This window comes from Bacteroides sp. OM05-12 (genome assembly GCF_003438995.1).
Classification (GTDB): Bacteria; Bacteroidota; Bacteroidia; order Bacteroidales; family Bacteroidaceae; genus Bacteroides.
This window is the reverse complement of the sequence record NZ_QSUN01000008.1, coordinates 50,854-72,640: the sequence shown is the minus strand read 5'-3', so window position 1 is coordinate 72,640 and position 21,787 is coordinate 50,854. Positions and strand designations below refer to the sequence as shown.

General features: G+C 41.0%; 18 protein-coding genes and 1 pseudogene. 12 read left to right on the top strand and 7 right to left on the bottom strand.

Features of this window, described 5'->3' with window-relative positions; all coding sequences use genetic code 11:
- Positions 1-21: 21 nt before the first annotated feature.
- Positions 22-711 (bottom strand): 2,3-diphosphoglycerate-dependent phosphoglycerate mutase, encoded by a 690-nt coding sequence (gene gpmA, locus DXB63_RS08915; RefSeq protein ID WP_122126057.1) that lies wholly within the window; start codon positions 709-711, stop codon positions 22-24.
- A gap of 184 nt (positions 712-895) precedes the next feature.
- On the opposite strand from gpmA, the gene DXB63_RS08910 reads away from it, so the two are divergent.
- Positions 896-1,606, top strand: a complete 711-nt coding sequence (locus tag DXB63_RS08910; protein WP_122126056.1) for a hemerythrin domain-containing protein — start codon at positions 896-898, stop codon at positions 1,604-1,606.
- Positions 1,596-2,213: a response regulator transcription factor gene (locus DXB63_RS08905; RefSeq protein ID WP_122126055.1), complete on the top strand. Its 618-nt coding sequence runs from the start codon at positions 1,596-1,598 to the stop codon at positions 2,211-2,213. The genes DXB63_RS08910 and DXB63_RS08905 overlap by 11 nt, the downstream gene beginning before the upstream one ends.
- Before the next feature lie 753 nt (positions 2,214-2,966).
- Here the strand turns inward: DXB63_RS08905 and DXB63_RS18225 are convergent.
- Positions 2,967-3,114: pseudogene (locus DXB63_RS18225) on the bottom strand (KilA-N domain-containing protein); the annotation flags it as partial.
- A 161-nt stretch (positions 3,115-3,275) separates the two neighbouring features.
- Between DXB63_RS18225 and DXB63_RS08895 the strand changes: the two are divergent.
- Both DXB63_RS08895 and DXB63_RS08890 read left to right on the top strand, forming a co-directional pair.
- Positions 3,276-3,710, top strand: a complete 435-nt coding sequence (locus tag DXB63_RS08895; protein ID WP_122126054.1) for a Fur family transcriptional regulator — start codon at positions 3,276-3,278, stop codon at positions 3,708-3,710.
- Positions 3,711-3,828: 118 nt separating this feature from the next.
- Complete coding sequence (locus tag DXB63_RS08890; RefSeq protein ID WP_122126123.1) at positions 3,829-5,766, top strand: heavy metal translocating P-type ATPase; 1,938 nt, start codon at positions 3,829-3,831, stop codon at positions 5,764-5,766.
- Positions 5,767-5,960: 194 nt separating this feature from the next.
- Here DXB63_RS08890 and DXB63_RS08885 read toward each other — a convergent pair whose 3' ends face one another.
- From DXB63_RS08885 to DXB63_RS08865, 5 genes are all read right to left on the bottom strand, one after another.
- Positions 5,961-6,164 carry an Arc family DNA-binding protein gene (locus tag DXB63_RS08885; RefSeq protein ID WP_122126053.1) on the bottom strand — a complete coding sequence of 68 codons (204 nt, stop codon included), beginning with the start codon at positions 6,162-6,164 and terminating at the stop codon, positions 5,961-5,963.
- A gap of 7 nt (positions 6,165-6,171) precedes the next feature.
- Positions 6,172-6,561, bottom strand: a complete 390-nt coding sequence (locus tag DXB63_RS08880; protein WP_122126052.1) for a DUF3887 domain-containing protein — start codon at positions 6,559-6,561, stop codon at positions 6,172-6,174.
- Positions 6,562-6,581: 20 nt separating this feature from the next.
- Positions 6,582-7,583: a hypothetical protein gene (locus tag DXB63_RS08875; protein WP_122126051.1), complete on the bottom strand. Its 1,002-nt coding sequence runs from the start codon at positions 7,581-7,583 to the stop codon at positions 6,582-6,584.
- A gap of 16 nt (positions 7,584-7,599) precedes the next feature.
- Entirely contained in the window at positions 7,600-8,550 is a 951-nt protein-coding gene (locus DXB63_RS08870) for an SPFH domain-containing protein (RefSeq protein ID WP_122126050.1), read from the bottom strand.
- A 92-nt stretch (positions 8,551-8,642) separates the two neighbouring features.
- Positions 8,643-9,305 (bottom strand): HAD-IA family hydrolase, encoded by a 663-nt coding sequence (locus tag DXB63_RS08865; RefSeq protein ID WP_122126049.1) that lies wholly within the window; start codon positions 9,303-9,305, stop codon positions 8,643-8,645.
- Positions 9,306-9,381: 76 nt separating this feature from the next.
- On the opposite strand from DXB63_RS08865, the gene DXB63_RS08860 reads away from it, so the two are divergent.
- The 8 genes from DXB63_RS08860 to DXB63_RS08825 all read left to right on the top strand — a co-directional run bounded on the left by DXB63_RS08860 (position 9,382) and on the right by DXB63_RS08825 (position 21,696).
- Positions 9,382-10,071 (top strand): hemerythrin domain-containing protein, encoded by a 690-nt coding sequence (locus DXB63_RS08860; RefSeq protein WP_122126048.1) that lies wholly within the window; start codon positions 9,382-9,384, stop codon positions 10,069-10,071.
- A complete protein-coding gene (locus DXB63_RS08855) occupies positions 10,068-10,676 on the top strand; it encodes a response regulator transcription factor (protein ID WP_233522832.1) in 609 nt (202 codons plus the stop codon). Before DXB63_RS08860 ends, DXB63_RS08855 begins: the two co-directional genes overlap by 4 nt.
- Positions 10,677-10,921: 245 nt before the next feature.
- The gene (locus DXB63_RS08850) at positions 10,922-12,418 is read left to right on the top strand and encodes a putative Ig domain-containing protein (protein ID WP_122126047.1); all 1,497 of its coding nucleotides are present in this window, start codon (positions 10,922-10,924) and stop codon (positions 12,416-12,418) included.
- Positions 12,419-12,546: 128 nt separating this feature from the next.
- Positions 12,547-16,935, top strand: coding sequence for a DUF5113 domain-containing protein (locus DXB63_RS08845; protein WP_122126046.1), 4,389 nt, complete (start codon positions 12,547-12,549; stop codon positions 16,933-16,935).
- Between the two features lie 17 nt (positions 16,936-16,952).
- On the top strand, positions 16,953-17,681 hold the full coding sequence (locus tag DXB63_RS08840) for a DUF5932 domain-containing protein (protein WP_122126045.1): 729 nt from the start codon (positions 16,953-16,955) through the stop codon (positions 17,679-17,681).
- On the top strand, positions 17,671-19,125 hold the full coding sequence (locus DXB63_RS08835) for an AbgT family transporter (protein ID WP_122126044.1): 1,455 nt from the start codon (positions 17,671-17,673) through the stop codon (positions 19,123-19,125). Before DXB63_RS08840 ends, DXB63_RS08835 begins: the two co-directional genes overlap by 11 nt.
- Positions 19,126-19,614: 489 nt before the next feature.
- Complete coding sequence (locus DXB63_RS08830; RefSeq protein ID WP_122126043.1) at positions 19,615-20,973, top strand: mechanosensitive ion channel family protein; 1,359 nt, start codon at positions 19,615-19,617, stop codon at positions 20,971-20,973.
- A 54-nt stretch (positions 20,974-21,027) separates the two neighbouring features.
- Positions 21,028-21,696: an MgtC/SapB family protein gene (locus DXB63_RS08825; protein WP_122126042.1), complete on the top strand. Its 669-nt coding sequence runs from the start codon at positions 21,028-21,030 to the stop codon at positions 21,694-21,696.
- Positions 21,697-21,787: the final 91 nt, after the last annotated feature.

Below are 21,787 nucleotides of genomic sequence, written 5' to 3'. Positions count from 1 at the left end.
CGCTACCCTTATTTATGGGGATTATTCCAAATAATAATGTCTGATGGCATTTAGTTTATTATCCAATTCGTATACTTGCGGTATTCCGGTCGGTATTTCCAGCTTTACAATATCCTCATCGCTGATTTTATCCAGGTATTTCACCAACGCTCGCAGACTATTGCCGTGAGCGGCTATCAATACTGTTTTTCCGGAAAGCAAAGCTGGGGCTATATGGTCTTGCCAGAAAGGCAGCACCCGCTTGATGGTCAGTTCAAGTGACTCTCCGAGGGGCAGTACCTCCGGATCTACATTATTATATTGCGGATCGTTTATAGGATTTCTTGGATCGTCAGGTTCCAGTAGTGGAGGCACCACGTCGAAACTTCTTCTCCAGATATGTACTTGTTCGTCACCATATTTGGCAGCTGTTTCGGCCTTGTTCAATCCTTGCAATGCTCCGTAATGACGCTCGTTGAGCCGCCAGTTATGCGTCTCCGGAACCCATAATAAGTTGGCCTCTTCTTCGAGCAGGTGCATGGTTCGTATGGCACGTTTCAATACGGACGAGAAAGCGATATCAAATTTTATCCCGGCAGATTTTATCATGCGCCCTGCATGGCGAGCTTCATCTTCTCCTTTCTCACTCAAATCGGGATCTGCCCAACCCGTGAATCTGTTTTCTTTATTCCAGACACTTTCTCCGTGTCTCACTAAAATCAGTTTATGCATAATTCTTGTTTTTAAGTTACTATATCTTCTATATAAATAACGCTTTGAAAAGGAAGAAGTTTCTTCGTTTTTGTGAAAATAACTATATATGGTGATGCTATTTGAGAAGAATACCTATTTGTGGTGATTGTAATAGCAAAGAATAGGTAGTTCCTTTGCATATAATTATTTAAAGACTATTTTTATGGACAATTTACCGCAACGATATAAAGAAACGGACAAAATGAGTGATCTAATTTGCGGGAATTATTCCTTGCTGTTAGTGATGAGTCGCTTCGGTTTGCCACTTGGGTTCGGAGACAGAACGGTAAAGGAAATATGCACGCAGAATGGTGTGGATTATAAAACTTTTCTTGCTGTTGTAAACTTTATAGAGGAAGATCATTTCCGGATAGAAGATGATTCGGAAGGATTATCCGTTGCATCCCTGATGAGTTATTTAAAACAGGCACATTCTTATTTTCTTGATTTCAATCTGCCCGTTATTCGTCGTAAGCTGATTGAAGCTATCGACTGTTCCACCGAGAATGAAGTTGCCTTCCTTATTTTGAAATTCTTTGATGAATATGTCGGGGAGGTACGTAAGCATATGGATTATGAGAATAAGATGGTGTTTAAATATGTAGAGGATTTACTTCAGGGAAAGCTGTCCGACAGTTATCAGATTAGTATTTTTGCCCGTAGGCATAACCAGATAGAAGCAAAACTGACCGAACTTAAAAATATCATCATAAAATATTACCCCGCCAAGGCGAATAATAACTTACTCAATGCGGTTCTTTTCGATATTTATTCTTGTGAGCAAGATTTAGCCACTCACTGCAAAGTAGAAGATTATATGTTTGTTCCGGCTGTTCGTCGAATGGAAAAGGAAGTAGGAAGTCATGAAAAGTAATATATCATTGAGAGTCATTGTCGCGGAGACCTCCATGATTGTCCGCAGTGGGGTTATTAACTTGTTGAAACGTATTCCCGACCAAAACATACATCCGGTAGAAGTCGTTTCGGTAGAAGCATTGCACGAATGTATGCGAATGCAGCAGGTGGATATTGTTATAGTCAATCCTACTTTCGGAGGCTGGTTTGATATTGATTCGTTTAGGGAAAATCCCATTTCTCACGGTGTAAAGTGGATCGCGCTTCTCTGCTCCGTGGTTGATTCTGCGTTATTGAAAGGATATGATGATACCATGTCTATCTATGAAACGGCAGAAATGATGGGCGACAAATTAAACCGTTTGCAACATATTTCCGTAGAAGAAGAGCAGCAGAATGAATCGGAAACCTTGAGTCAGCGCGAGAAGGAAATTATAGTTTGCGTAGTAAAAGGTATGACCAATAAAGCGATAGCCGATAAGCTCTATCTGTCTATTCATACAGTGATAACACATCGTAGAAATATAGCCCGGAAACTCCAAATTCATAGTCCCGCGGGGTTAACTATTTATGCAATTGTAAACAAATTGGTGGAACTTCAGGATATTGAAGACGCTGTTGTGTAGGGGCTTGAGATTCCTGTATTTGTACATATTTTAAATTACTTGAAACTGCCTTCACCTCTTCACTATTCGGATTAAAAGATTGCTGTATAAGTAGTTGAAGTGAAGGTGGTTTTTTAGTTGAAAATTAAGAGTTGAGAATTGAGAGTTAAAGCTCCTCCTCTGTTTATAGAGGAGGTGTCACGAAGTGACGGAGGAGTTCTTGTATTTTTCATAGAATAATTTTCCACTAAAAGAAAGAACTCCCTCCCCCTGCGGGTACTCCCTCTATAAACAGAGGGAGAGTTTTTATCGCGCTTGTCACAAAAAAGAGTGCTTTCACTTTAATTAAATAGTAATCAATAATATAAGGGTAAAAAGTGATAAGGTGAAGGCAAATCAAAGTAAAAGTTGAAACAGCAGAATCAGCAAAACAAGCAAGCTAGAAACGCCTAAGGAAGTGTTGGCTTACGCCCCCGTAGATGTAAGCTATCGCTCCCTTGAGCGTTAGTCATCACCCCCTTGAGTGTTAAGCAACGCTCCCTTGTGCGATTTATAAAATGACCTTGATGTTTTTTTAAATCATCAGGTTGTTTTTAAAAAACATAGGGTTGATTGAAAAAAACATCAGGTCGTTTGTAGACAAAGGTACGGTCGATTGATTACAAACTCCTATTGTTTGCAAACAATCGACCGTATGTTCCGGTAGACAGATTCCGGTAAAGGCTAACTGGGCAAAAAGAAATGGCAGATTACCGGTATGCCGGAGTGGAATAACTATTTGAGGTACTTTTTGTTTATGTCTTCCAGCACCTGCATCTGCTGAATGGCTATCCGGTTAAGACGGACAAGCCTCTCGTGCTGTGGAAGCTCCTCGTTGATGAACACGGGAGTTCAGGCTCTCCATGTTTGAGAGGCAAATCAATCCAACGCGTGGGACTCATCGTGAAAGCATTGCTGCCCGTATCTGCCAAAAGGGGGTCGAATTCGTCCCCTTTAAAATCTGCCCCCGGTGAGTAATTAAGATTATTGCAACCCGGTTGCATTAAAATTATCGTATCTTTGCATTTGAGATAAACATAATATATGTCGGTAAAACAGTGTGAAGAGAAGTTGATCGATAAAGGGGTACGTCCTACGGCTGCCCGGATTTTGGTATTGCAAAAGTTGTCGGAATTAACCAGTCCGGTGTCACTGTTTGAGCTGGAAGCCGAATTGGTGACCTTGGATAAATCTACGATTTCCCGTTCCTTGGCTATCTTGCTTGAACATCATGCCATTCATTCGTTTGAGGATGGCAGCGGGTCGATGAAATATGAAATATGCCGGAGTGAATCGAATATCTGCAAGGACAGGCATATTCATTTTTACTGTGAAATATGTCGTAAGACTTTTTGTTTTGATGATATAAAAGTTCCTGTCGAGCAATTGCCCGACGGGTATATTATAGATACTATCAACTATACGGTGAAGGGTATTTGTCCGTCATGCAGTAGATCACATAAGAATTTGAAATCTTAAAATATATCTGTCCTGCTGTTTTTGCAATCGAGTTGCAATAGTCTTCCGCTATCTTTGCATCAGAAAAGAAAGAAACAATAAAATAGAATAAATTATGAAAGAAGCAGAAGAATGTGGGATGCACACACAAGGCGGATGTTGTTGCTGTGGGAAAAGTGACAGTCCGAAACACGCGGAAGAATCTTCAAGTATTGCCTGGCCGATAATCTCTTTTATCTTATTAATTGCCGGACTTATTTTAAGGCATACCGGAATGGAATGGTTCTCATGGCAGGGAGTGGAGTTGGTTTGGTTTATGATTGCTTTTTTGCCGGTTGGACTGCCTGTCATAAAAGAAGCATGGGAAGCTGCCTTGCAAAAATATTATTTCAGTGAGTTTTCGTTAATGGTCATAGCGTCCATCGGTGCGTTTTGTATAGGCGAGTATCCGGAGGCGGTTGCAGTGATGCTTTTTTATACAATAGGTGAGACGTTACAGGGACATGCGGTGAGCCGTGCTTCACGAAATATCAGTCAGCTGCTTGATGTGCGTCCCGAACGTACGGATGTGCTTCGTGAAGGAGTGTATGTAAACGTTGCACCTCAGGAGATAAAGGTGGGGGAGCAGATTGAAGTGAAACCCGGTGAGCGTGTATCATTGGATGGTGTTTTATTGGAAGAACGGGCACTGTTCGATACTTCCGCATTGACGGGAGAGAGTATGCCCCGTACTATTAATAAAGGAGAAGAAGTGCTTGCGGGGATGATAGTGTATGGTCAGGCTGTACATATACAAGTAAATCGCCCGTTTGAACAAAGTGCTTTGGCGCGTATCCTGACGTTAGTGAAGGATGCTTCCGAACGTAAAGCTCCGACCGAATTGTTTATCCGGCGTTTTGCCCGGATTTACACTCCTGTTGTCATCTCGTTGGCTTTGCTTATCATCTTGATCCCTGCACTTGTCGGCATGATAGTTCCCTCTTTCCATTATGTTTTTTCGGACTGGCTTTATAGAGGGTTGGTGTTTCTGGTTATTTCCTGTCCGTGTGCATTGGTAATCAGTGTCCCGTTAGGTTATTTCGGCGGTATTGGTGCGGCTTCTCGTGCCGGGATTTTGTTTAAGGGAGGTAATTACCTGGATGCGATTACACGTGTCAATACGATTGCTTTTGACAAGACCGGAACGTTGACCACAGGACGCTTTGAGGTTATAGGCATGAAGAATAAAGATATTTCCGGCTCTGAATTGTTGGGGATTCTCCTTTCCGTAGAGCAAAAAAGTACCCATCCTGTGGCACAGGCAGTCGTTCGTTATGCCACAAAGCAAAAAGCAGCGGCAGTGGCTGTTTCGGCGATGCATGAATTGGCCGGTCACGGGGTAGAAGCCGTGGTGAATGGGAGAGGTGTACTTGTAGGAAATATCCGTTTGTTGACGGAGCGGGGTATTAATGTGCCCGAGGAAGTATCCGACAGTGTAGCTACCGTAGTGGTTTGTGCAGTCGACGGAGAATATGCCGGACATTTATTTCTTTCGGATACCTTGAAAGAAGATGCTCAGGAGGCTGTCACTCGTTTGAAGAAATTGAATATAACGGATATAACTCTTTTGTCCGGTGACAAACAACAAATTGTGGATAGTTTTGCCGGACATTTGGGGATTGATAAGGCTTATGGCAATCTGTTGCCGGAAGATAAAGCAACACGTATAGAGCAAATGACAGCAGAACCGGATCGGTTTGTTGCATTTGTAGGCGACGGTTTGAACGATGCTCCGGTTTTGGCTTTGAGTGATGTTGGAATCGCTATGGGAGGATTGGGCTCGGATGCTGCCATCGAAAGCGCGGATATAGTAATCCAGACCGATCAACCGTCCAAAGTGGCAACGGCTATTATCATCGGGCGTACTACCCGTAATATTGTTCGTCAGAATATTGTAGGGGCTGTTGGGGTGAAGATGCTTGTTCTGTTGGCGGGAGCTTTGGGATATGCTACTCTTTGGGGAGCTGTTTTTGCCGATGTCGGTGTTGCTCTGTTGGCTGTACTTAATTCAGTCCGTATATTAAGGAAGAAATTTTAATCGGATATAAAGAAAACGGAATGTGTCAAAACTATCTCAATTCCCCCGCTTGAGCGGGGGTAGGGGGTGTGTTACTTTTCTAACAGTTTAATAAGCAAAGAAAGATTACACACCCCTTAATCCCCGCTCAAGCGGGGAAACTTGGATGCTTTGACTTTTGACAACCTCTATAAGGTTATCGGAATAATAATATTTTAGGTCGGAGGTTCTTCGTCCATTGGCGTTGTACCTTTCTTTTTTTTCAATCTTCCACTCTTACGCAAAGCTTCGGCAATGATCCACTGGAGTTGTCCGTTTGTAGAACGGAACTCGTCGGCAGCCCATTTTTCTATTGCTTCCATTGTAGCAGCATCTACACGAAGCACAAAGCTTTTTGTCTGAGATTCTTTTTTTGCCATATTTACACTATTTTGTAGGGGTAACCGGTGCGGGGATAAAACGGAGCGTGTTTGCTCTTCCGTCTTTATCGAAAGCGGTTAGAAAACGTAGGGGAGTGGAGCTGAATTTCAGATCGATATATTGAATCTCTTGTTCCATTAGAGTGGTTGTTTCCCAATTTCCCTCTCCATTACAAGTTCCATATAATTGGGTTAGTTCACTCCATAGTGTATTAAGTTGTTCGGCAGAAACAGCTTTTTGTGCGTTGGTATCCAACATCATATAGAGTTCTTTGCCTTTTCCGTCCATAAGTAGTTGCAACATTTTTCTGGATTTGGCATATTCATTCTTTTGAGTTTGGGCGAAGGTCGTAATACTGACCAATAGACATAAAGATAAATAAATTAGTTTTTTCATAAATAAGCCTCCTTATTGTTTTAATTATTATTGGTAGAGTTAATCCACTCTGCTATATCATTTACTACATATATAGGTACATGGCGGGATTTATTCTTTTCATCGCTATCATTAGGGGCAATAAGCAGCATGGATAACTCCGGGTATTGTTTACAAACGGATTGAGGTTTGTTTGCCAGCTTTATCTTCCATGTATCAAATTCCTTTTGAGACAAAGATATATCGTCTCTTCCAAATAGGATAAAGATAGGAATTGGCAATGATTGCATTTCATCAGCCAAAGCATAATCTTTGAGTTCTTTCCATTCTTCTTTGCTCAAATCCATTGGTAACGAAATACTGTCGTTGAATGCTTTTGTACCCAACTTTTGCAGATTGGCATATTGAGATTCCATTTCTTTCAAAGCGGATTCCCATATCGTATCTTTTTTCGCCATGGTTTGAAGCATTTCTATCATGCCGTCCATTAATGGTCTGGCAGGAGTGGATGCCATTATGATTCCTTTTATTTCCGGATGTTTTTGAATAGCTTCGGGAATAAGAATATTTCCCATTGATAGTACATAGATTCTTGCCGTGTCTATATTGGGTAAGGTTTTGGCAATATCAAAGGCATAATCCAAATCTTGATTCATCAATTTAAAAGCGGAAATAAAGCCTCCTAAATCTTTTTGCCGGCTGGTATATTGATAGACTGTGCCGTCAAAACATAGGGAAGCAATGCCTTGTTGGCCCAACCCCGTCGCCAAATCTCTGTATGGCTTAGGCGGCTTGCCCCAACTTAAATCTTTATCCATAACGGATTGAAAGATAATCAATGGATTTTTATGTGAGTTTGCAGGTAACGTCAGACGTGCATCCAGCCCCATCGTATCCGTGGGTATCATGAATGTAGTATCCCGAATGGAGAGCGTATCTTTCCAATAACCGGTGTCGGTATCAGTATCAGATTTACTTTTATTGGTCTGACAGGAACTGAATGTCATTATAACGATGACTATACTCAGAAATATCTTTTTCATTATTTCAAGTCTGTTTTTAATGGTTCAAAGTTCCGGCATTGATTACGGGTTGTGCAGCTTCGTCGGCGCAAAGAACTACCATCAGGTTACTGACCATTGCCGCCTTTTTTTCTTCATCCAGTTCGACAACTCCTTCTTCCGATAATTTTTGCAATGCCATGCTAACCATTGAAACAGCACCTTCCACTATTTTTTCTCGTGCGCAGATGATGGCACTTGCTTGCTGCCGTCTAAGCATTACAGCTGCAATCTCCGGTGCGTATGCCAGATAATTGAGTCTTGCTTCTACGACTTCCATTCCCGCCATAGCTAAACGCTCGTTTAGTTTCTGTTCCAACTGTTCATTGATTTCTTCTCCACCGCCTCTTAATGTCAACTCGTTAGAGTTATGTTCGGTGTCATCATAAGCGTACTGTCCGGCTACCTGACGAAGTGCGGCATCACTTTGTATCATGACAAAGTTTTCAAAAGCACTCATACGGCTGGCTACCGCATTGTTAATTGTAGTTGTCCGACCGCTTGAAGCCATTGTCTGTGCATCGATATCGAACATTGCTTTATAGGTGTCTTTCAGTTTCCAGACAAGTACCAGTCCGATTAATACGGGATTACCTATTTTATCATTCACTTTAATCGGTTCTACATCCAGATTGCGGGCACGTAAGGATACTTTCTTTTTAGCGTAGAAAGGATTCACCCAATAAAATCCGGTGTTTTTAAATGTTCCGCTATATTTTCCGAAGAAGATCATAATTAGAGCTTCGTTCGGCTCAAGAGCAAAATATCCGGGTAATGTCATCAAACTTAATACAATACCAGTAACTGAAAGGGCAATAAGCAGATCATTGTCTTTTGGAACTGCTAAATGTAATAAGTAAGCACAACCGGCAAACACTACAATACTGATGAATAGCATTAAAAAACCATTTAAGCTAAATCCTTTGAAATCAATTTCTTCTTTAATCATAGTAGTATAATTTATAATATCATTTTGATATCACAAATATATCCTTTATTTTATAGATTGAATAAGAAATTGTTATGTTTTGCAACACACTTTTATTTCTTTGTATTTAACAGGCTTTCTAATTCATCGAGATCTTTAGAGATAAAGTCGGCTCCGGCTTGAGACAGTTCTTCATAATCCCCATAGCCATAAAGCACTCCTATTGAACTGATATTATTACTTTTAGCACCGATGATATCATGTTTACGGTCACCTATCATAATGACATCGTTGGCTGAAGTAATGCCATTGGTCTCCATGACATAGCTTATGACTTTGGCCTTGTCCGAGCGGCTGCGTTCCATCGTATCGCCTCCCACAAAAGTGAAATAGGAGATAAGACCGAAATGTTCTAATATTTTGCGTGCCAAGGGTTCAGGCTTTGAAGTTGCCACAAATAGCTTTCGTCCTGATTCTTGCAAACGTTGCAGGAAGTTTTCCATCCCTTCGTATACCTTATTCTCGAAAATACCTTTAACAAGAAAGTATTCATGGTATTTTTCACAAGCCTCATTGGCTTGTTCGGTGGTAAAACCATAAAAGTCCCGAAAAGAATGTTGCAACGGAGGACCGATAAACGGAGTCAATTCTCGGCGATCTTCTACATTGATTCCATATTTACTGAGGGCGTATTGAACTGATTTAGTAATGCCTTCCATCGGATCGGTAATGGTTCCGTCCAAATCAAAAAGTACATAGTTGTAGGTATTTTGCATAATGGATAATTGTTTTGTGGTGCAAAGATAGTATCTTTACGAAGATTATTATTTAAACCTGTAATAAGAATAAGATATGAATCATATACTTTTTTTCGGTAAGATGAAATTGGCGGACGTTTTGCTTACCAATTATAAATTGTTGCTTGTACTTAACCGTTTCGATATTCATCTTGGGTTTGGGGAGAAGAGTGTGGAAGAAGTGTGTTCATTACGTGGCATTCCTCCTTCACTTTTTTTAATCGTATGCAATGTTTATACTTTTGAAGACTATCTTCCGGCAGAAAACGAGTTGCAATCTTTAGATATGAATAGTTTGTTGCAGTATCTTCAGAATTCGCACCGTTATTATAAAGGAATTTGTTTGCCCGGTATAAGGGTGAAATTGGATACTATTGCAGAACAATCAAATTCTCGTCCGGCTCAAATACTACAACGTTTTTATTCGGAGTACCAGAAAGAAGTGTTGAATCATTTCGATTATGAAGAAACAGTCGCTTTCCCTTATATTAATACTCTTTTAAACAATAGCTCGATGAAGTCATATAGCATCAGTCAGTTTGAAAAGAATCATAGTAATATAGAAGAGAAATTGAATGATTTAAAAAACATCATCATCAAATATTTGCCGGATACCGGTTCTCCCGAACTTCTGAACACTCTATTATTCGATTTATTTGAGTTGGAAGATGATTTTCGAAAACATACATTGATAGAAGATAAGATTCTTGTGCCATTGGTTGAACAGTTTGAACAGAAAAGATGATGGAACAGAAAAAGAAATATAAATTGGTTATAGTAGAGTCCTCGCCGATAATAACGGCGGGATTGAAAACTCTGCTTGATGCCCAGCCTGAGTATGAGATTATTCATTGTTTTACGGACTTTTCTCATTATCAGGAGCGTGCAACTGCTCTTCATTTTGACCTGTTATTGATAAATCCAACTTTAATAGATTATCAAAAACGATTGAATATAAGGGTGTTATTACCGTCTCAACAAGAAACTTTATTATTTGCGCTGGTATATAATTATGTGGATTCGGATACATTAAAACAATACAATGGGACGATAGAGGCAAATGATGACACCGTGGTCATTACACGTAAATTCAAACAGGCGATAGAAAATAGCAATTCGAATACGGAAACGGTAGATAATTATGAATTATCCGAACGGGAAAATGAGATTCTAACGTCTGTGGCTAAAGGTATGACGAACAAAGAAATTGCTGACTTGCATAATATTTCCATTCATACGGTGATTTCGCATCGCAAGAATATTACTCGTAAAACCGGCATCAAAACAGTGTCGGGATTAACTGTATATGCTTTATTGAATAACCTGATAGATCAGTCGGATATAGAATGACTAACTATAAATAGGGATAAGAGGATAGAAATATACCATAAACATGGGATTGTATACTTACAGTGTCTGCCGTATCTTTGCAGTACAGAATTTAAGTTAGTTAGTCATAATTTTATTACGTAACCACAATTTAGGTAAAAAATTAAATAGTTCCCCGCCGAAGTGATTCGTTGGGGATTTATTTTTTCATATTAGGAAAATAGTTTATTTTTATCCGGTGAATAATAAACTAAGAATTTGATACGATGAAGAAAACTGCTTTTTATTCCGTGATGCTTGTATTGTTAGGTATATTGATGCCTTTTAATTTGATTTATGCGGATGGTTCAAATAAAATCTTTGAAGGTGCTCCTTGCATTAATCCTCCTTATATAATAGGTAATTATCCTGAAACCACATTTCTTTTTTATATTCCGACATCGGGAGAACGTCCGATGGCATGGAAAGCTGATGATCTACCAAAAGGTTTATCTTTGAATTCTGAGACAGGAATCATCAGCGGAAAAGTGACGGATGCGGGTGAATATACAGTTACGCTGACAGCAACTAACCGATTAGGAAAGGACAAGCAACAAATAATTATAAGAATCGGTGAGGAACTAGCATTGACACCTCCGATGGGATGGAATAGTTGGAATACTTTTGGTCGGCATTTAACTGAATCTCTTATCATGGAGATTGCCGATGCGATGGTAAAGAATGGAATGAGAGATTTAGGATATGCCTATATAAATATCGATGATTTTTGGCAGTTAAAGGAACGTGGTGCAGACGGGCATATTCAGATTAATAAAGAAAAATTTCCGAATGGAATAAAGTATGTTGCTGATTACCTGCATGAACGGGGATTGAAATTAGGTATTTATTCTGATGCAGCAGAGTATACATGTGGTGGAGTTTGTGGCAGCATCGGATATGAAGATGTGGATGCTAAGGATTTTGCGGACTGGGGCGTTGATTTATTGAAATATGATTATTGTGGTGCTCCTTTCGGACAACAGGAAGCTATTGAGCGATATACTAAAATGGGAAAGGCTTTAAGAGCTACTAATCGTTCGATTATATATAGTGTTTGTGAGTGGGGACAACGTGAACCTTGGAAATGGGCGAAACAGGTAGGTGGACATTATTGGCGGACAACAGGTGATATTGGTGATCATTGGAGCAACAAAGTGATAGGTCCGGGATTGGGAGTAATGGAAATCACAGATATGAATGCACCTTTAAGTGAATATGCAGGACCGGGAGGATGGAACGATCCGGATATGCTTATTGTTGGAATATCGGGAACGAGTATGAGCATCGGAGGTAATAACAAAAGCGGATGTTCGGACGAACAATACCGTTCGCATATGAGCTTATGGTGTATGATGGCTTCACCTCTGTTATGTGGTAATGATATTCGTAATATGTCTCGGGAAACTTTGGAGACTCTGACTAACCGGAATATTATTGCAATAAATCAGGATGTACTGGGAAAACAAGCGACCCGTAGTATTCGTGCCGATTATTTTGATATTTGGGTAAAACCATTGAGCAATAATGAGATGGCTATCGCTTGCCTAAATCGTTCAGACAAACTTCTTGATGTCTTGATTGATAGTAAAACAATTCCCGGATTGACTGCTAATGCTGATATAAAGGATGTTTGGGCGGGTAGAAATCTGGGGAAATTATCTGATGGCCTGAATGTGAAATTAGAACCTTATCAGTGTAAAGTCTATATCTTTTCGGGGAAATAGGAGATTTGTTTCTTCGATATACATTGATTTTCACGAATTATTATTAGTTTTGTTTGGTTCAAAGCTATAAAGGAGTGAAGAGAGTACCTTATATTCCCTTTTGTTTTTTGTTGGTATTGTTGTTTCCGATGTTATTCTCATGCGGAGAGACGGCACCGACAAAGGAAGTGCGTTTGATTGATTCATTGAATCAACAGGCATATTCTTACCGTTATAAGAATATAGATTCTGCTGTACAAGCGGCTTATAGCGCCTATCAGCAGGCTAATCACTACAAGCAAGGTAAAGCGGAGGCTTCTAATAATCTGGGATTCTGTGCCTTTATGCAAATGGATTTTAATGGTGCGGAAGAATTCTTTAAACAAGTCGTTTCATTAACCCCGAATGAACTGGAGCGTTTAATTGCCGATATCGGTTTAATGAAAGTTTATCAGCGTACGGCGAAGAACAAAGAATATTATGATTATCGTAATAGTGCTTTGCGACGTATGAAACGTATAAAAGAGGATATTTCTATTTTTGTGGAAAAACACGAGAAAGAACGTCTGAATTATGCCTTTTCAGAGTTTTATATTGTTTCCGCTATCTATTATTATTATCTTCAACAGCGTCCTGAAGCTATTGCTGCTATGCGGCAGATTGATGTAGAAGAAACGTTGGTACAGGATACAGCACAATATTTATATTACCAATATGTTAAAGGATCAGCCGGATTATGTGAATCGGATAGTCTGGCGGAATTGGTAACCTGTGAGTTTGATAATCTGTTCCTTTGTATGCAAATGAGTGAGAAGAAGGGTTATCTCTATTTTGAAGCAAACTGTTTGCAGGGAATAGCTGAATTATTAAATGAGAGAGTCTCATCCGATATCCTTTATAACAGAAGAGCACGAGCTGTGAAACTTTTGAATATTGAGCAATGTGCTGACTCTTTATTGCCTTATGATTTGGCTTGCCGGTCTCTGAAAATGTTTCGTGAATATAATGATATTTATCAAATAGCCGGTACATATCGTACGATTGGCACATGGCTTAACAGGCACGGACGATATGCTGAAGCATTGGATACCTTGAGCAGGGCTTTGGATTATGTCAACAAACACCATGAATTGTATTATCACTGTTTGGATAGCACAGATCGGCTGAAACCTTTTATTCCTATGGATACTCTCTACACGGAGTTGAATTGGATTAATCAGAAGGATATTAAAACCGTACCTGAATGGATAGCCCGTATCAGGGAACAACTGAGTGTAGCGTATGCCGGTTTAGGTATGAAAGCTGAATCAGATTATAACCGTAATATTTATCTGGATATTCTCTATAACATTCGTCAGGATAAAGAACTGGAAAGTCGCTATCAGTCTTTAGAAAAGGAATCAAAGGAACTTAATGCATTAATGTTTATTGTAATCTTAGGTATTATCCTGATTATTATTCTATTTTGGATTCTGAATATTTATTGGAAAAGAAAAAATAAAGAGGACATTATCCGTTTGCGGAAAACATTGGATATTTGCCAGAAGATAACGGCTGCTGTTCCTGCGGATGCTACTTCTGCCGACGACATAATCGATGCCGTGACAACTTCTGTCTTTCCTGATTTTAGGGAATTGTTTCATGTCCTGCAAATGCGTATCATTTTGCCGGAAGAAACAGATGAAGAGGTTACCGGAATACAAGAGGAAGAAGAACAACCGGAAGGCATATCTTCCGAATTTCCATTGACAGTTCCCAATCGACAGGAGTCTATCGGTGTTCTGGAACTTTATACTTCTATAAAATTGACGAAAGACGAATTTGCGTTAGTAAATGTAATTACTCCTTATATCGCTTGGACGCTGGAGAATGGTTTAAATTTCATCTCTTTGGGAGATGAAGAGAGGAGATTGGAGAAAGAACGTTATATCTATGAACAACATATTGAGGAAAACAAACGGCAGAATATAGTAAAGAAAGCGTGTTTGGCCATAGTAATGGGTATTAATCCGTTTATTGACAGGATTATCAATGAAGTTCATAAGTTGGCTGGCAATAAATATGCGGATAAAGAGGATATTAAGCGGGATAAGTATCAGTATATGGATGAACTGGTAGCTAAAATCAATGAATACAATGATATTCTCGCTTTATGGATTAAAATGAAACAGGGCTCTTTGAGCCTTAATATTGAAAATTTCTCTTTGAATGATCTTTTTGATGTTTTGGTTAAGGGACGCAGAACATTTGAGATAAAGAATCAGACCTTTAGTGTCGAACCTACCGAAAGTGTGGTGAAGGCAGATAAGGCGTTGACCCTTTTCATGATAAATACCTTAACGGAGAATGCCAGAAAATATACTCCGAAGGGAGGAATGATTCGCGTATATGCAAAGGAGGAAGAAAACTATGTAGAGATTTCTGTTGAAGATAATGGCATTGGCTTAACTTCGGAAGATGTTTCACATATCTTGAATGAAAAGGTATATGACTTCAAACAAATCGGCTTGAATACAAAAGATGAATCGGAGTTAAAGAAAAATAAAGGTTTTGGGTTCGGGTTAATGAATTGTAAAGGGATTATTGAGAAATACCGTAAAACAAATGACATTTTCCATGTATGTACTTTCAACATTGAGAGTACGCCGGGTAAGGGGAGCCGCTTCTTTTTCCGTTTACCGAAAGGAATACGTAAAGTATTCATCCTATTATTGCTGTTTTCTATCGGTTTAGCTTCATGTAATAATGTGGAAAATCGGAAAATGCAGTTATTCTCTGAAGGAAAAGACTCTGTAACGCTGGCTTCGGAAGAAGAATATGAACGCTTGTTGAATGATGCTGCGTATTATGCCGATATGGCTTATGGTTGCAATGTGGACGGGTATTATAGTCAGGCTATTACTTACATTGATTCGTCGATGATGTGTCTTAACGCACATTATCAGGAATATGCTTCGTCTCCTCAAAAATATATGTCTTTATATGGTATGGGAACGGCTGCGGAAATAGTTTGGTGGAAACAGATGTTTGATTCCGATTACCATGTTGTTCTGGATATTCGTAATGAGGCGGCTGTTGCATTCCTTGCTTTAAAGGATTGGGAAGCATACAATTATAATAATGAGGCTTATACTGCATTATATAAGTTAGTGGGGGAAGATACTTCATTGGCTGAATTTTGTCAACGCTTGCAACATTCCACTAATAATAAAGTGGTAGGCATCATTCTTTGTATTTTGCTTTTATTGGTTATTCTGGTCGGTTATTATATCTTCTATATTCGTCGGCGTTTTACCAATCGTCGGAATTTAGAGCAAGTACTTGAAATTAATCGTCAGGTTTTTGCAGCTTCTTTAATACGGATGCAGGAACAGGATAATATGATGTGGATTCCCGAACGGATTGTAACCGAATGTTTTGATACGGTCAATGAACTTCTGGTAGTGGATGCTATAGGGATAGCTGTTTATAATATTGATACACATAAATTAGGCTTTGCTTTCAGCCAGCACCGTTCAGAGGAAAAAGATGGGGCGGTTTATCTAATGCGCCGATGTTTTGAAAAACAGGAATATGCTTCTTCCGAGGATGGTTTATGTATATGTATTCCCTTATTGGCAGACGTAGGGGGCACTCATCAGTGTGTAGGAGTGCTTTCTTTGATGCGTCAAGTGGGAGTGGCAAAAGAAAGCGACCGATTGTTGGCAGAGCTTGTAGCCCGTTATCTCGCCATTGTCATATTCAATGTTGTGGTAAAGCCTGCTTCAAAATATCAGGATATTGAACTGGCACAGGATGAAACTCGCAGGGCTTCCTTTGAGGATGGTCTGCTACATGTACAAAATATGGTGCTTGATAATTGCCTTTCAACGATAAAGCATGAGACGATTTATTACCCGAACCGAATAAAGCAGATTATAGATCGTCTGAACTCCGGTGTACTTTCCGAAGATACGGAGAAAGAGAATATCGAGGCTATCGAGGAACTCATATCTTATTATAAAGATATATATACGATACTTAGCTCATGCGCTTCACGGCAATTGGAGGAAGTTACTTTCCGTCGTGGGGTAATTGATCTAGAAGGGTTATTGGCACATGCGCAACGTTATTTAAAGAAAGTGATGAAACGTTCTTCCTGTCAGTTGGCATTGGAAATAGAGGATACAGATTTGAAAGTTATAGGCGATGTTGTGCAGTTGAAGTTCTTATTGGAGTGTCTGATTGATGAGGCGGTTTCATTCCCTGCTGACGGAGTGTTGAGGTTGGAAGTAAGGCAGGATGACGGTTTTGTTCGTTTCCTTTTTACAGATACCCGCAGGGAGAAAACAGTAGACGAACTGAATCAATTGTTTTATCCTAACTTGCTGCGTATGGAGAAGGGAGGCGACGGAGGTTTGGTTGGAACTGAATATTTGGTTTGTAAGCAAATAATCAGGGAGCATGATGAATATGGCGGTAGGCGCGGTTGTCGTATTAATGCGGAGCCTTCTTCTGAGGGCGGATTTACAGTGTATTTTACAATTCCTATGAGATAAAAAATAGAAGGTCAGATATGGAAAATAAACAATTTAAAGTAATTATAGTAGAAGATGTAAAGCTGGAGTTGAAAGGGACGGAAGAAATTTTTCGTCATGAGATACCGGAAGCGGAGGTGATAGGTACGGCTATGACCGAGAAAGAGTTTTGGGCGTTGATGGAGGTGCAGGTTCCCGATTTGGTCTTGCTTGATTTGGGCTTGGGAGGCTCTACGACGATAGGGGTAGAGATTTGCCGTAATGTTCGTTCAAAATATAAGGACTTGCGTGTACTTATATTTACGGGCGAGGTACTCAATGAGAAGTTGTGGGTAGACGTGTTGGATGCAGGAGCAGACGGCATCATCCTGAAAACGGGCGAATTGCTGACTAAAACCGACGTGCAGGCGGTTATGGACGGAAAGAAGCTGGTATTCAATTATCCTATTCTTGAAAAGATCGTGGAGCGTTTCAAGCGTTCCGTACAGAATGATGCCAAGCGTCAAGAGGCGGTTGTGAACTATGATATTGACGAGTATGACGAAAGGTTTTTGCGCCACTTGGCGTTGGGGTACACAAAGGAAATGATTACTAACTTGAAAGGAATGCCGTTTGGGGTGAAGTCTTTGGAGAAACGTCAGGCGGATTTGATAAACCGTTTGTTCGTTTCGGGAGAACGGGTGGGAGTGAATGCTACCCGCCTGGCTGTGCGTGCTTTGGAACTTCGTATCATTGATTTGGATAATCTGGAACCGGATGAGGAATAAGCTGAGGATGCCGCATCCCGCTACGATGTTTATGCTTCTTACGGTAGCGGTGATTTTCCTTTCTTGGATATTCGATATCTACGGGCTGAGTGTGGTGAATCCTGCTGATGGTGCGGAAATCCGAGTGCAGAGCCTGTTAAGTCCTGAAGGTATCCGATGGTTGCTGCGCCATGTAGTAACCAATTTTACAGGGTTTGCCCCTTTGGGCATGGTTATGGTAACTTTGTTCGGGGTGGGGGTAGCGGAGCACTCCGGCTTTATCAACGCTTGCATCCGGCTGGGCTTGCGTGACAGGATGAATCGCCGTTTTGTAATGCTGTCGGTCATTCTGCTGGGCATTATCTCCAACGTGGTGGGCGATGCGGGATATATTATGCTGATTCCGATAGCTGCCATGCTCTTTCAGTCGGTAGGGATGCATCCCATTGCGGGGATTGTGACTGCCTATGTATCTGTGGCATGCGGCTTTAGTGCTAATCTGTTTTTGAGTACGCTCGATCCTATATTGGCGCGCTATACGCAAGAGGCTTCTGCAATAACCGGACTCAATCCGGGAAATACGGGGGCTTTGTCTAATTTCTATTTTATGTTTGTCTCCACTTTCCTTATTACTTTCATTATTTATAAATTGAGTGTCCGCTTAGTGGCGAACCTTGGTGAGTATGACGAACATGGACATCCGGTTGCAGGTTATAAGCAACTCTCCAGAAAAGAACGCCGTGCCTTGTGGGTTGCTCTTTTTGCCGGACTTTGTTATACTTTGGTGATTATTTTGGCTACCTTTTCGCCTTGGGGCATTCTTCGCGGAGTGACGGGCGGCATGACTCGTTCTCCGTTTATTGCGGGGGCATTATTTTTGCTTTCATTCGGATTCGGACTGATGGGGATGATTTACGGTTTCGTCTCCGGTCGCTATCGTTCGGATGGCGATGTTATTAAAGGGCTTTCCCAGCCGATGTCTTTACTTTCGGTTTATTTTGTGATAGCTTTCTTTGCTGCGCAAATGTTTGCTTGTTTTGAATATTCGCACTTGGATAAATGTTTGGCGATTTTCGGAGCAAATATGCTCACATCCGTAAGTGCGGGAAGTTTCGTAACCTTATTGCTTTTCATCATTTTCAGTGCGTTGATTAATTTGATTATGGTATCTTCTACGGCTAAGTGGTCGTTTATGGCTTTCATCTTCATACCGATGTTTGCCTCGATGGGTATCGAAGCGGACTGGACGCAGTGCGCTTACCGCATTGGCGACAGTGTGACGAATGCCATCACTCCGTTTCTTTTTTATATGCCGCTGGTTCTTGCCTATATGCAGCAATATGACAAGCAGAGCAACTATGGTTCGCTGCTGCGCTACACGTGGCGTTACTCTTTCTTTATTTTTATCGGTTGGACGTTGCTTTTCATCATCTGGTATCTGTTGAAGCTCCCTTTGGGAATATAGAACTTTTTTTCGGGGCGAGTGAACAATCTGGCTTTCTTATCTGTTATCTATGCATAAATGTGTTTTTCATAGTAATAGATTTAAGATTAATAGTTAGTATTCGCTTGTGAAAGTAAGTGCTTAATCGGCGGAAGCGTCTGCCGCAACGAGAAATAGGCCTTGTGGATTTACCACAGGGCTTTTTCTTTTGTGGATATCTACTCGTTTTTATCTGTTCCGGCACTCTCGGAAATTATTTTTTCGATTTCTCCGAACCTTTTTATTGTCTCGCTGTTTAGTATATGTGTTTTTCATCATAGATATTAAATTATGACTATTTTTGATGACACCCGCTTGTGAAAGTAAGTGTTTTCGTTGTTTTGCATTTATGCCGGGCAGAAGCGTCTGCCCACATGAAAAAGACTGAACCTGACATACGATCAGCCCTTGTAATCTTGAGAAAGTTACAGGGGCTTTATTTTAAAATTTAAACAGATAAAATGAAACGGAATGAAAGAGACTGATAAATTTGCGGCTACTTTGCTTCATTGGATAAAGGATATTTTGAATACGTTCGGGATGTCCAAGGAGATGACGAACAAGCTGGATGAGATGATTTACCTGATATTGATTCTTATCATTGCTTTTGTTATCGGTAAACTGGTGCACTTGATTGCGGTGACGTTTACCCGGAAAATACTGAAATTCCGCAATGTGAAGATACTTTCTTCGCTGATAGAGTACAATGCTTTGCGGAAGTTGTCATGGATTGTGCCTCCGCTGATTGTGATTGCATTGTTGCCTTTCGCTTTTGTGGGCAAGCCGGATGTGCTGAACATTGCCGAGAAGATTGCTTGGATTTATTTTGTTGTTGTACTGATTCTCTCGGTCAATGTGGTGCTCAGTTCCGTTGGGAAGGTGATTCTGAACAAAGGGGAGCTGCATGACCGTCCGATGAAGGGGTTTATCCAGATTCTGCAAGTGTTGTTCTCGTTCATCGGGATAATTGTCATTATATCGATTCTGATTGATAAGTCGCCGTTCAACTTGATTACCGGACTGGGCGCATTTGCCGCTGTGCTGATGTTGATTTTCAAGGATTCTATTCTGGGATTTGTGGCGGGTGTGTTGCTCTCGCAGAACGATATGATACACATCGGTGACTGGATCGAGATGGATTCGGCGGGGGTAAACGGGGTGGTGATGGATATTTCGCTGAATATTGTCAAGGTACAGAATTTTGATAATACGATTGTGACGATTCCGCCTTACTCGCTGGTTTCCAGTTCGTTTATCAACTGGCGGGGGATGACGGAGTCCGGCGGGCGGAGGATTATGCGCGCTTATACCATCGCTACGGACAATATCGAGCAGTGCACGCCGGAGTATCTGGAAAGTATGAAGCAGATTGACTTGCTGAAGGATTATATTACGCAAAAGCAACAGGAGGCGGCCGACGGCAAGGTGGAGAATACGGCAAACAGTCACGGACTGGTGAACGGGACGATCGAAACCAATCTCGGCTTGTTTCGTGCTTACATGACGATGTACCTGCTGAAGCATCCTTGGGTAAATAAGGAGCTGACGTTGATGGTGCGCACGCTGGAACCGACCCCCAACGGGCTTCCCTTGCAGATTTACTGTTTCTCGGCAAACAAGGATTGGGTGAGCTATGAATCTATTCAGGCGGAGATTATGGAACATTTTGCTTCGATGTTGCCCAAATTCGGCTTGTATGCGTTTCAGAATGCTTCGGCAAGGGATTATATCAATAGCGGAATCCTTGAATCGGGCGTTCCGCCGGAAGATTTGTACGGATTGCCGTGGCATATCAAAAAGAAAGACTCCGTTAAAAGTGCGGATAAATAACAGATTATGAGCGGAAATGATTATCTTTAGGTGTTTTAAAATACGGGGAAAACTATGATAATGACTTGGGACTTTATTTTACGTTTGTTTGTTGCCGGGATGTTGGGTGCAGTCGTCGGGTTGGACAGGGAGTACCGGGCAAAGGAAGCGGGCTACCGCACGCACTTTTTGGTGGCACTGGGTAGCGCGTTGATTATGATTGTTTCACAATATGGTTTTCAGGATATAATACAGGAGGACGGCGTTTCGCTCGACCCCAGCCGTGTTGCGGCGCAGGTGGTGAGCGGCATCGGATTTATCGGTGCGGGAACGATTATTTTTCAGAAACAAATGGTGCGCGGACTGACTACGGCTGCCGGGCTGTGGGCTACGGCGGGCATCGGTCTTGCCGTGGGAGCGGGCTTGTTTTGGCTTGGGATTGCTGCGACGGCATTGACATTAGTGGGCTTGGAGGTGCTAAATTTCTTTTTCAAGAGCATCGGGCTGCGCAGTGTTTCCGCCAATTTTTCCGTCCGCGACAAAGAGATGGTGAAAACCGTTATAGAACGGCTGAACGCGGAAGGCTACCGCTTGGTGAACTACGAATTATCAGCGGACGCGCATTCGGATAATACGACGTATGATGTCTCCATCACAGTGAAAGCGCCGCATAAGAGGGATGAATCAAGCTTATTGCTTTTCTTGGAAGAATTTCAGGAGATTACTATCACGAAGGTGGAGTAGGGGAAACAGAATTTTGCATCCTCTGTGGTCTTATTTAAAATAAAGTGGAAAAGCGCCTCGAAAGCAACTTCTCCACTTCGGTCAGATTCAA

Excerpts from the sequence above, each read along its gene's own strand:
- gpmA (WP_122126057.1), bottom strand. The coding sequence starts at position 711 with ATGCATAAACTGATTTTAGTGAGACACGGAGAAAGTGTCTGGAATAAA.
- DXB63_RS08860 (WP_122126048.1), top strand. The coding sequence starts at position 9,382 with ATGAATCATATACTTTTTTTCGGTAAGATGAAATTGGCGGACGTTTTG.
- DXB63_RS08845 (WP_122126046.1), top strand. The coding sequence starts at position 12,547 with ATGTTATTCTCATGCGGAGAGACGGCACCGACAAAGGAAGTGCGTTTG.
- DXB63_RS08840 (WP_122126045.1), top strand. The coding sequence starts at position 16,953 with ATGGAAAATAAACAATTTAAAGTAATTATAGTAGAAGATGTAAAGCTG.
- DXB63_RS08835 (WP_122126044.1), top strand. The coding sequence starts at position 17,671 with ATGAGGAATAAGCTGAGGATGCCGCATCCCGCTACGATGTTTATGCTT.
- DXB63_RS08875 (WP_122126051.1), bottom strand. The coding sequence starts at position 7,583 with ATGAAAAAGATATTTCTGAGTATAGTCATCGTTATAATGACATTCAGT.
- DXB63_RS08830 (WP_122126043.1), top strand. The coding sequence starts at position 19,615 with ATGAAAGAGACTGATAAATTTGCGGCTACTTTGCTTCATTGGATAAAG.
- DXB63_RS08885 (WP_122126053.1), bottom strand. The coding sequence starts at position 6,164 with ATGGCAAAAAAAGAATCTCAGACAAAAAGCTTTGTGCTTCGTGTAGAT.
- DXB63_RS08880 (WP_122126052.1), bottom strand. The coding sequence starts at position 6,561 with ATGAAAAAACTAATTTATTTATCTTTATGTCTATTGGTCAGTATTACG.
- DXB63_RS08895 (WP_122126054.1), top strand. The coding sequence starts at position 3,276 with ATGTCGGTAAAACAGTGTGAAGAGAAGTTGATCGATAAAGGGGTACGT.
- DXB63_RS08825 (WP_122126042.1), top strand. The coding sequence starts at position 21,028 with ATGATAATGACTTGGGACTTTATTTTACGTTTGTTTGTTGCCGGGATG.
- DXB63_RS08890 (WP_122126123.1), top strand. The coding sequence starts at position 3,829 with ATGCACACACAAGGCGGATGTTGTTGCTGTGGGAAAAGTGACAGTCCG.
- DXB63_RS08855 (WP_233522832.1), top strand. The coding sequence starts at position 10,068 with ATGATGGAACAGAAAAAGAAATATAAATTGGTTATAGTAGAGTCCTCG.
- DXB63_RS08870 (WP_122126050.1), bottom strand. The coding sequence starts at position 8,550 with ATGATTAAAGAAGAAATTGATTTCAAAGGATTTAGCTTAAATGGTTTT.
- DXB63_RS08865 (WP_122126049.1), bottom strand. The coding sequence starts at position 9,305 with ATGCAAAATACCTACAACTATGTACTTTTTGATTTGGACGGAACCATT.
- DXB63_RS08905 (WP_122126055.1), top strand. The coding sequence starts at position 1,596 with ATGAAAAGTAATATATCATTGAGAGTCATTGTCGCGGAGACCTCCATG.
- DXB63_RS08850 (WP_122126047.1), top strand. The coding sequence starts at position 10,922 with ATGAAGAAAACTGCTTTTTATTCCGTGATGCTTGTATTGTTAGGTATA.
- DXB63_RS08910 (WP_122126056.1), top strand. The coding sequence starts at position 896 with ATGGACAATTTACCGCAACGATATAAAGAAACGGACAAAATGAGTGAT.